The sequence below is a fragment of the Candidatus Zixiibacteriota bacterium genome, assembly GCA_018820315.1.
Classification (GTDB): domain Bacteria; phylum Zixibacteria; class MSB-5A5; order JAABVY01; family JAHJOQ01; genus JAHJOQ01.
Map to the genome: position 1 here is coordinate 1 of JAHJOQ010000063.1, position 11316 is coordinate 11316.

At 51.0% G+C, this 11316-nt stretch carries 5 protein-coding genes and 1 rRNA gene; 2 read left to right on the forward strand and 4 right to left on the reverse strand.

Annotation, left to right across the window (positions count from 1 at the left end):
- Positions 1 to 2326: ribosomal RNA gene (locus KKH67_05840) — 23S ribosomal RNA — on the reverse strand; the annotation flags it as partial.
- Between the two features lie 332 nt (positions 2327 to 2658).
- A complete protein-coding gene (locus KKH67_05845; GenBank protein ID MBU1318706.1) occupies positions 2659 to 3537 on the reverse strand; it encodes a hypothetical protein in 879 nt (292 codons plus the stop codon).
- A gap of 727 nt (positions 3538 to 4264) precedes the next feature.
- On the opposite strand from KKH67_05845, the gene KKH67_05850 reads away from it, so the two are divergent.
- On the forward strand, positions 4265 to 6889 hold the full coding sequence (locus KKH67_05850; GenBank protein ID MBU1318707.1) for a T9SS type A sorting domain-containing protein: 2625 nt from the start codon (positions 4265 to 4267) through the stop codon (positions 6887 to 6889).
- Positions 6890 to 7143: 254 nt separating this feature from the next.
- Here KKH67_05850 and gdhA read toward each other — a convergent pair whose 3' ends face one another.
- Complete coding sequence (gene gdhA, locus KKH67_05855) at positions 7144 to 8487, reverse strand: NADP-specific glutamate dehydrogenase (protein MBU1318708.1); 1344 nt, start codon at positions 8485 to 8487, stop codon at positions 7144 to 7146.
- 159 nt (positions 8488 to 8646) lie between these two features.
- Entirely contained in the window at positions 8647 to 9972 is a 1326-nt protein-coding gene (locus KKH67_05860; protein MBU1318709.1) for a Glu/Leu/Phe/Val dehydrogenase, read from the reverse strand.
- 524 nt (positions 9973 to 10496) lie between these two features.
- On the opposite strand from KKH67_05860, the gene KKH67_05865 reads away from it, so the two are divergent.
- Positions 10497 to 11207, forward strand: a complete 711-nt coding sequence (locus tag KKH67_05865; protein MBU1318710.1) for a hypothetical protein — start codon at positions 10497 to 10499, stop codon at positions 11205 to 11207.
- The last annotated feature ends 109 nt before the right edge of the window (positions 11208 to 11316 follow it).

Here is an 11316-nt window from a genome sequence, read left to right on the forward strand (position 1 = left end):
GGTGCGAAGTTAGACATCAGAAAACAGCAGGGTGGTATTTCACCTATGGCTCCACTCGGACTGGCGCCCAAGTTTCAAAGCCTCCCACCTATGCTACACAACTCTTTCCTAATGCCACTCTGAAGCTGCAGTAAAGGTGCACGGGGTCTTTCCGTCTAACCGCGGGTACTCCGCATCTTCACGGAGAATTCAATTTCGCTGAGTCCACATCAGAGACAGCGGGGAGATCGTTACGCCATTCGTGCAGGTCGGAACTTACCCGACAAGGAATTTCGCTACCTTAGGACCGTTATAGTTACGGCCGCCGTTTACTGGGGCTTCGATTCTGAGCTTCGCCACCGAAGTGACTAACCCCTCCTCTTAACCTTCCAGCACCGGGCAGGTGTCACACCCTATACGTCGCCTTATGAGGCTTTGCAGAGTGATATGTTTTTAGTAAACAGTCATCCAGGCCACTTTACTGTGACTCCTTTCAGCTCGGCTCGCGAAGAGCTCTACCTAATTGGAGCACCCCTTCTCCCGAAGTTACGGGGCCATTTTGCCTAGTTCCTTAACGAGGGTTATCTCGAGCACCTTAGGATTCTCTCCTCACCTACCTGTGGCGGTTTGCGGTACGGACAGCTTGAAAACTTCCATAGAGGCTTTTCTTGGCAGTCTGATTACGACCAGTTTATGAGCTAGGCTCTCCCTATCGCATCTCGGAGTATGGAGAGGTGGATTTGCCTGCCTCTCCCCCCTACATGCTTGGACCCGGACAACCGGTACCGGGCTGGTCTTCACTCCTGCGTCACCCCATAGGTATAACGCGTTCAAGCTGGTACAGGAATATTAACCTGTTTTCCATCGCCTACGCCTTTCGACCTCGGCTTAGGATCCGACTAACCCTGAGCGGATTAACCTTCCTCAGGAAACCTTAGGTTTTCGGTGAACGGGTTTCTCGCCCGTTTTATCGCTACTCGTTCCGGCATAATCTCTTCCGCTTCGTCCAGCATGTCTTACGACACACCTTCAATCTAAGGCGGAATGCTCCCCTACCGATCCATTCCGAAGAATGAATCCCGCGGCTTCGGTGTTACGCATAGTCCCGTGAATTATCGGCGCGAAATCACTAGACTAGTGAGCTATTACGCACTCTTTAAATGAATGGCTGCTTCTAAGCCAACATCCTAGCTGTTTGAGTAATTTCACATCCTTTACCACTCAGCGTAACTTGGGGACCTTAGCCGACGATCTGGGTTGTTTCCCTCTTGTCCGTGAAGCTTATCCCCCACGGGCTCACTCCCGTGCATCATGTATACGGCATTCGGAGTTTGATAGGGGGCGGTAACCTTTTCGGCCCCTAGCCCAATCAGTGCTCTACCTCCGCAACACTAACACGAGGCTGTCCCAAAAGACATTTCGGGGAGAACCAGCTATCGCCAGGTTTGATTAGCCTTTCACCCCTACGGACAGCTCATCCCCCAGCTTTTCAACGCTGGTGGGTTCGGACCTCCATCTCGTTTTACCGAGATTTCATCCTGGCCATCCGTAGATCACCTGGCTTCGGGTCTACTCCCTGCAACTAATCGCCCTATTAAGACTCGCTTTCGCTACGACTACGGTAGTGTTTACCTTAATCTTGCTACAGAGAAGTAACTCGCCGGATCATTATTCAATAGGCACGCGGTCAGCTAAGTATCATCCGAAGACGATACGTCGCCTCCCACAGCTTGTAGGCATACGGTTTCAGGTACTATTTCACTCCCCTTCCGGGGTACTTTTCACCTTTCCCTCACGGTACTTTGTTCACTATCGGTCACAGGCAAGTATTTAGCCTTACCGGGTGGTCCCGGCAGATTCACACAAGATTTCTCGTGTCCCGTGCTACTTGGGAGACTGGTCCAAGAAGATACCGTGCCTTTCGCCTACAGGGCTATCACCCTCTATGGCCCTCCGTTCCAGGAGTGTTTGGCTAGACAGGTATTTTGTAACTTCTTGAGCTATTTGCACTTCGCTCAGACCAGATCCCGCGACACCGACGGCACAACGGATGCACCCTTTAACGTGCTCATCGGTTTAGGCTGATCCCCGTTCGCTCGCCGCTACTTGGAGAATCACGGTTGTTTTCTTTTCCTCGGGGTACTAAGATGTTTCAATTCCCCCGGTTGTCTTCTCATACCTATGTATTCAGTATGAGATGGGTCCGCATAACCGGCCCAGGTTATCCCATTCGGAAATCCCCGGCTCAAAGCTTATTTGCAGCTAACCGAGGCTTATCGCAGCTTATCACGTCCTTCATCGGCTGCCTGTACCAAGGCATCCACCGCATGCCCTTAGTAACTTGATCGAAAATCCTAAAGACACTCTTTCTCGCTCGGCTTTCTGTATTCGTATCTCGGAAATTACAGAAAGACGTATCTGACTCAAATTTCTTTGGTCAGACCTCGATATTTAGTTTTCAAAGAACCATCGTGATTTCTCACGTAGCGTTTGAATATATGCGTAGCAACTCCGCTGTCAAGTCCTTTGTTGAAGTTTTTTCCAAATCAGCGGAAAAAACGCCTCCCATATTCAGAATCAGCGGCATTCCCCCTGTTCTCTGGAATCGGCGGCCTGCCGCGTTCGCGTTAACTGAAACTGGAAGATGGTCAGAAATGTTCCATCAAGCGACGAGTGTGATCAGAAAACCGCGCAGGGATCTGGCCCTGCAGCGAATATGTAGGTTATCAGATAGACCACATCATCGATGTCGACCAGACCGCTATAATCTGCATCCCCCAGTTCAAGTGGCTCAGGAGCAGAGCCTCCCCCGAATATGTAGCCGATCAGAAACACCGGATCGTCAATGTCAACCATTCCGCTACCGTCGGCATCACCGCACAGATAGCACATTATTCTGTACTGCCCATCCTGATAATTCAGCAGTTCGAAATTCGGCGCAGAATGAGGAATCTCTTCTACGATCGTGTCTGCCCATGCCACGCACGAATCACCCTCCCATTCGACGCAGTTCTCAAATGTGGAATCGTACTCGATCCAGATATCGTATCCGATAAGTTCCGACATACCGTCAATGACCGGGGTCGAGAACCTGGTGAATGCTGGATTCACGTATACAGACCCCGTAAAGTCGCAGAGAGTGTCCGGCATCGGATCAATCAGTTGAGCGCGAACTGTACACAGAAGCTGCGGTTCATTCGATGGCGGAATCGGCAAGCCATCGCCTTTTGACGGATAGTCAAACAGACCGACTATCTTCATCACGCCTCCCGGACTACCCAGGAAATTCCACGAGACAAATTCCCAATCCTCGATAGTAGATCCGGCAATATCTAGCGGTTCCGACTCGTGGAATCGCAATGTGAAGGGCGCAGCCATGGTCAACCACACCTCTATTCCGGCAACCGAGTCCTCGACTGAATTCATCATGATCTCGAAAGTCACAACAGAATCGGCCGGTGAGAATACGATGTTTTCAACTCTCAGATTGAGGATCGGTTCAACCGCGAGAGCTGGAGTCGCCGATGGAACCGAGAACAGCAGAGATACTGCGACCAAACATATTATCCGGGTACCTCGTGGGTACACATGACGCCTGACGATTCTGATATCGGACTCCATAACTTGACCCTCGCTGTCCGTGTGCGCTACAATGTGAATGTCGACAATGCACTGTGCAGAACATGATCCTATATTAATAATAACCTTTTTCTCCAGATCGTCAAGCCCCTATCTGCAATCGGAGAGTCAGAATCAGCGCGAGAGCACCCACTCCGGACTTACTATCCAGAGCAACCGAATAACACGGCACTTCAGCCCCAGATTGCCTATTTTGATAGAATACGGATGAAATGAAAGGGTTCCCAGGTGATTGATCCGTTTGCCGCAGATGTAGCTGCGTCCCGGCGCACCTGTGTGCGAACAACCTCCCGATGTCAATTCAGGAGATATCCGGCAATGCGCATGCGGATTTGATGCAGATACGATCAAGAAAGCCGCGAATCAGCTGCTGTGATGCCATTTTGGAGAATCACCACCTATCTGGGAACGCCTACCCGACGACAGAGTCGGCTGCCGACGTAAACGGTTGCGAACTCGTACGATATAATATTTTCCGGTTGACAATGGAAATCATGTTACTTAGATTTGACGGTTCACGGTCGTCTGCGTCCATATATTGAGGACGATCGTACAACTGGGATGGTAATGTACGACAACTATCAAAATGAATCTTACTATTTGTACGACGTTGAATAATCAGAACCTTTGATTGGGAGTCTAAATTATGCGGAAAACGGCACTACTTGCGTTGGCAATGCTGATCTTGATCTCGCTGCACGCGCAAACTTTTGCAAGGACGAAAGAAACAAGGGATCCTCGGACGGAAGAAGGCTTCTTCAAGCCTTCACAGACAAAACCTCCGAACACTATGAATTGCGTCCACAATTACAATAACCTTCTGCTCTGTATTTCGAACTGGGGGTTCTTTGGAAGCGAGGATGGCGGACAGAGAGACTGCGAGACAGGGCTGTCCGCACCGTCAGGAGAGTTTCCTGCAGGCTCGCTGGTAGAGTACCTCTTCCAGGGAGCACTCTGGATCGGCGCTGTCGTCGGTGAGGATACATTGGTATCGGTTGGCGCAGATGGATGGCAGAGGGTGAATGAACTCTACCCGTGTGGCGAGGCTGGCGATCCAAAATGCGGTATCATCAAAGCATCGAACAGACCTTCCGATCCAGCGTTCTCCGAAGATGCAAAGTCAGACCTGGAGTATTACGCGGTGTACTCAGATACGCTGGTGGATGCGCGATATACTCCGGATGATTGGGATGGCCGCATATACATGCCGATTGGTGTGGAAGTGGCACAGAGGACTTATTCATGGAGTGTCGACTACGCGCAGGACTTCATACTGCTGGACTACAGCGTCAAGAACATAGGCCTCAGGAAGATTGAGAATCTTTACGTTGGCATCTATTCTGACGGTGATGTTGGCCATAAGTCAATCGGCGGAAATGATAGAGCGTCCGATGACATCTGCGGCTTCCTTCAAACCAGCCCCTCCGCTCTTGTCGATTGTCCCGATTTCGAGGACACCATCGACCTGACATACATTTGTGATGCTGACGGTGATCCCAGTAACAATGCTTATGATTACAGAAGCGCTACCGGCATGCTCGGAACCAGGGTAATGCGAGCACCCGGACAGGACAAGAAGGTATCTTTTAACTGGTATCAGGGCAATGGAAGTCCGCAGCTCGACTGGGGTCCAATGCTCGATGCTACGAAACGCATATTCGGCACCGGAGGTCAGGGCACTCCGGAAGGTGACAGAAACAAGTACTATCTGTTATCGAACGGCGAGCACGACTACGACCAGATATATTCGGCGTATGACTTCTCTGATGTGGGCTGGCTCCCGCCGAGTCCTGTAGCGCTGACTATAGCCAACGGTGGTGACACGCGTTTTCTGCTCTCGTTTGGGCCATTCAATGTTGACGTTGGCGACTCTCTCCAGATAACGTGCGCCTATGTTGCCGGAGAACTGTTGCACAAAGACCCGACCAACAACCTCAATAACATGCAACGAACTTATGACCCAAACACCTTCTACGCCAACCTTGATTTCCGTGATGTTGGAGAGAATGCCATTTGGGCTTCATGGGTGTACGACAATCCAGGAGTCGACTCGGACCCCACGGACGGCATCGACTACAGGGGTGAGTATTGCTTGTCTGAAGTCGACACAGTGGAGAATCCGGGTGCTGAACCGGATACCGCCTGGTACAGAGGAGACGGTATACCAGACTTCAGAGCCGCCACAGCACCTCCACCACCACTCTTGCGTTATGAAACGAAATACGAGCAGGCATTTCTCAGATGGAATGGCTATATCACTGAAACTGCTGTCGATCCGTTCACTCACGTGCGCGATTTTGAAGGCTATCGTGTTTACTGGGGCAAGGTGAGAACTTCGTCGGCAATGGCGCGTCTCGAGTCAAGAGATTTTGACGACTTCAAGAGATATCGTTGGGATGAATTCAAGAACGCGTGGGCAACAAGCGAACCTCCGCTCACGCGCGATTCGCTCCAGCAACAATATGGGCTCAGCTTCATTCCCGAAGACTGGCTCTGCGCAAATACAGTCGGAACTGGATTCGAGGCTGATGGAAAGAGTTACTGCTTTGAGGCGACCGATTGGAATCAGTCAATCGAAGGCTGGCTTGACGGCGCCAGGATTCTCTCCCAGACAGGTATTAGAAAGACCTATGCCGAAGAGATAGATGAGGGACTTATCCTCCCGATTCTCGATTCCACGATTGCGGAATACTGGGTAAAGGACATTGATCCACGCACCGGCGATTCAGTTCTCTATCACAAGTACTGGGAGTATGAATACTCGATAGACAACTTGCAGGCGTCGGTTCCACACTATTTCGGAGTGACTGCTTTCGACTTCGGCGAGTTCAATAAGAACTTCGGTGAAGTCAAGGGCATTGAAGCACAGGAGAGCTCTCCTTTGGCCAATGTGGTAGAATTGTGGGCGATCAATGATGCGGCAACGGTTGCCGGTCGGGGATTGAAGGTAGAGGTCTATCCCAATCCTTATTACGGTGACGGACAATACATCCGCGCCGGCTATGAGGACAGAGACAAAACGGGATTTGTCGACCACTCGCGGCAGATCCATTTCGTGAATCTGCCGGCAGAAGCTACCATCAGAATCTACACACTCGATGGCGATCTGATCAAGCAGATTGATCATCCCGGTACCCACTCAGATTGGGACTCCAAAGTGTACTGGGATATGAGGACGAGAAACAACGAGCTCGTCGCCAGCGGCATCTATCTATTCTCAGTTGAATCGTCTTCAGGCAACCAGGTCGGCAAGTTTGTGATTATCTTCTAAGCCGACAGAAACATCAATTGACAGATATTGAAACGCCGGGAATCCCCCGGCGTTTCTCATTTGCCCTTTTCGACCTGATGCAGTAGACTGGCATTGGCTAAAATAGCACACCAATTGAGCGTGAGAAGCACTCTGCCACCGGATTCCTGCAGTCAGAGATGCACGGACATCGCTGCTTTGTTGGGTCTGAGGCATAATAAAAAGGAGCGGATGATTCATCCGCTCCCATCTTCGACTAGAATCAGTCTGAACGCTTACACGACGCCCTGATCCATCATGGCATCAGCCACCTTGATGAATCCTGCAATGTTTGCGCCAAGCACATTATTAGTCGGTTCGCCATACTCTTCAGCAGTGTCCTTGCAAGCGGTATGGATTGCCTGCATGATACCGAGAAGCCTCTGATCCACTTCCTCTCTGGTCCAACTCAGCCTCAGGCTGTTCTGCGACATTTCTAAACCAGAAACGGCGACTCCGCCAGCATTGGCAGCCTTGCCGGGGCCGTAGTGAATCTTGGCCGCCACAAAGGCGTCCACAGCCTCGGGAGTCGATGGCATGTTTGCGCCTTCTGCGACACAGATGCAGCCATTCTTCAGCAGCTCCTTGGCATCATCAGCATTGACTTCGTTCTGAGTTGCACAGGGCAGCGCCACGTCGACAGGAACGTTCCACACACCGGCTCCCTCGAAGTACTTCGCACTCGGGAATTGACTGGCGTATTCTCTGATCCTTCCACGTCTTTCGTTCTTGAGCTCCATTACCCACGCCAGTTTCTCAGGTGTAATGCCACTTTCATCGACGATGTATCCGGCGGAATCGGAGAGCGTGATCACCTTGCCACCAAGATCGTTGACCTTTTCAGTGGCATATTGGGCGACATTGCCGGATCCGGAGACGGAAACCTTCTTGCCGGAGATGGAATTGCCCTTGGTCTTCAGCATCTCTTCGGCAAAGTAAACCGTACCATAGCCGGTCGCTTCGGGCCGTATGAGGCTGCCGCCCCAGTTCAGACCTTTGCCGGTGAGCACACCGACGAATTCATTGCGAATTCTCTTGTACTGACCGAAAAGAAAACCGATCTCTCTTCCACCTACGCCAATATCACCAGCGGGGACATCGGTGTTGGGGCCGATATGTCGACATAACTCCGTCATGAAACTCTGACAGAATTTCATAACTTCATTGTCCGATTTTCCCTTAGGATCGAAATCGGAACCGCCTTTGCCGCCACCCATCGGAAGAGTAGTGAGGCTGTTCTTGAATACTTGCTCGAATGCAAGAAACTTCAGGATGCCAAGATTGACAGATGGATGAAACCGCAGACCGCCTTTGTAGGGGCCGATTGCGCTGTTCATCTCGATGCGAAAACCGCGATTGACCTGCACCTTTCCGCTGTCATCGATCCACGGCACTCTTATGAGGATTACGCGTTCGGGAACGACGATCCTCTCAACAATGCCAGCTTCTCTGTACTTCGGATGCTTTTCAATCACTGGGGCCAGCGATGTGAGGACTTCCTCGACAGCCTGATGGAATTCCGGCTGTGCGGCGTCCTTCTGCTTCACCTGCTCAAAAATACCGTTGATGTACTCAGACATCACACACTCCTTCAAAGCAAGAGATTAACGATTTGGGTCTGTATTTCGCGTAATGCTATTATTTTCATACGGTACCAGTGTGGACTCTGGAGCCAAACGAATCGCTACTTACTCAGACGTTGAAGGAGAGTAATATGTCGAGCACATCAAATCAAGTGCTTATGCGTACAATCCTCTCAGCTCCGCTGCTTCCGTCACCCTCTTGATTCCGACGATAAAAGCCGCCGTCCTCATCGGGACTTTGTACGAAAGCGAAGTCTTCAGAACCAGCGCAAATGAGTCATCCATTATGCGCTGCAGATCTTCTTGTATCCGACTTTCAGTCCAGTAATATCCCATTCTATTCTGCACCCACTCGAGGTACGATACTGTCACTCCGCCCGCGTTACACAGGATATCAGGAATTATGAAAGTTCCTTTCTTCTCGAAAATATCGTCCGCCTCGGGCGTTAGGGGGCCGTTAGCGCATTCGGCAATGATCTTCGCCTTTACCCTGCGTGCATTCTTGCTTGTGATCTGATTTTCGAGGGCCGCCGGGATCAGTACATCAACCTGCAGCTCAAGAAGCTTCATCGGATCATCGAGCTTCTCGACCGCGGCCTTCTTCTCGAAGCCTTTCAGCGTCCCGAATCTTGCCACATGTTCGACAGCAAATTCCGGATCAATACCCGATTTCGAATAGAAAGCACCATCAATGTCGGAGATCGCCTGAATTATGCAGCCATCTTTCTTAAGGAGAGTGGCAGCAAACGAACCGGCATTGCCATAGCCTTGAATCGCCACCGTCGCTCCATCGAGACTAATCTTGAGATGCTCGACCGCTCTTCTAACGACATACACCATTCCTTGTGCCGTAGCAGAAGCACGACCTTCAGAGCCACCCAGCGCTACCGGCTTCCCAGTGACCACAGCAGGTATATGGTTGCGGTGATGCATGCTGTATGTGTCCATGAACCAAGCCATCACGCGAGGATTAGTGTTAACATCCGGCGCGGGAACATCGCGATCCGGTCCGAATAAATCGATCAATTCGGCAAAATACCGGCGAGCGAGTCGCTCGAGTTCATGCTCCGAAAGCTTCCTGGGATCGACCACTACTCCGCCCTTGCCCCCGCCCATCGGGATACCGACGACGGCTGACTTATAGGTCATCCAGAACGCAAGAGCCTTTACTTCATCGACGTCGACATCGGGATGGAATCTAACCCCACCCTTTGCAGGACCACGCGCAATATTGTGCTGCACCCGGAACCCAATGAAAATCTCAATCGAACCATCATCCATGCGAACCGGTAGCTTCACTTCGGTAATTCGCCTCGGTTCCTTGATGACCGCGATCTGATTATCTGTAAGCTTGAGAATTCGGGCAGCGCGATCGAACTGCTTCATCGCATTATCGAACGCTGACACCTTGGTCGTTCCGTGCCGACCTACTCTGCCTCTAGCCTTCGTCACGGGCTTTCCTGTAAGCTTCTTCTCTTTCATAATCTCCACTTCCTCAAACGGCCCTATTACCGTATGTGAAATATTTCGCAAATGAAATGTTTTTTCATAGAATGTCAAGCGAAACCGTGAAGATTCGTTGGATTTCTCGGCGAATGTTGAGCATCTCGCTATGACATTTCTGCGCTGTCAGGAACCCTTTCCTGACGGCTCTTTTCAATGCTGGAAGGAAGGGGTTCCTTCCAGCGCGTGTAAGCTGGGGGCCCCACAGCTTGCTGTTGGAATGTGATTAGCAAGCAATCCCACAGCCAAGGGGCTTGTTAATAAGGCACCAAAGTCGCCAATCGTCGTCATCGCGAGGAGCGAGTCGTCGAGCGACGTGGCGATCTCGATCCAGCACGACGCAGGGTGCCCGATGACACGAAAAATGCCAAATAATCCTTGACACTAAGAGGGGGGGGGTAAATTATGAAGTAGACACCGCCATCCACAGATTCATGATAACGCCTGTCATACCGCTCGGCAGGATGTCGGTCTTTGGTTGCATCGAAAAACGGGAGGTGGAGATGAAATCAATTGCGCTTCGATTTCTGCTTGTCATGTGCGGAGCGCTGATAGCGGGGAGCATGGCGTTCGCTCAGGACTACGGAGCACCTGACTCTGCGTACTTCCTTGAACCGACTTTCGCGGACAACGCCTGCACTGATGCAACGGTCGGATTCAAACTCTGGACTAATCACGACCCTGAAGGTTTCGTAGTGTACATAGCATTCGAATTCACGTGGTCGGGAAGCACGTGCATCGATTCCGTGGTGGCGTCACCTCTTCCCTGCCTTCCCCTTCCCGATGAATGCGGTCCGTATGAAGAATTGCTCTACGTCAGCATCGATTGTGATGCAAAACAAGGAACAGTTGAGTATTTCTGCCCCCTAGTGGCGCTCGACTGCGGTGTTCTAATTTGCGAGTTCAAATTGCCCGTACGTCCAGACTCCACAGCACAAATTAACATCGTACCGGGCTCGATCGTGCTTGATACGTGGTATTCTGCCTGGGAACCGGATTATCAGGATCTTGCGGTAACACTCACCGCACCCGCCCCGCCAGCTATGATGTACGGTGATGCTAATGGATCAAGAGCGGTAGATATTGACGATGCTGTATACTTGATAGCGTATATATTCGCAGGAGGCTGCCCGCCCTGGCATTTTAACAGCGGAGATGCTGATGCAAGCTGCGCCATTGACACGAGATATATTCAAAAGTTGTGGATAGAATAGAATGAGCGTATCCTCTTAATAGTAAACAAGAGAACTCGGGTTTATCCGAGCAGGAGGACACGCTCATGAGGAATAGTAATGTAAGTAATTTGGAAAGTCGAGTGGAAAA

Coding starts and splice junctions, on each gene's coding strand:
- KKH67_05850 (MBU1318707.1), top strand. CDS start 4,265: ATGCGGAAAACGGCACTACTTGCGTTGGCAATGCTGATCTTGATCTCG.
- gdhA (MBU1318708.1), bottom strand. CDS start 8,487: ATGTCTGAGTACATCAACGGTATTTTTGAGCAGGTGAAGCAGAAGGAC.
- KKH67_05860 (MBU1318709.1), bottom strand. CDS start 9,972: ATGAAAGAGAAGAAGCTTACAGGAAAGCCCGTGACGAAGGCTAGAGGC.
- KKH67_05865 (MBU1318710.1), top strand. CDS start 10,497: ATGAAATCAATTGCGCTTCGATTTCTGCTTGTCATGTGCGGAGCGCTG.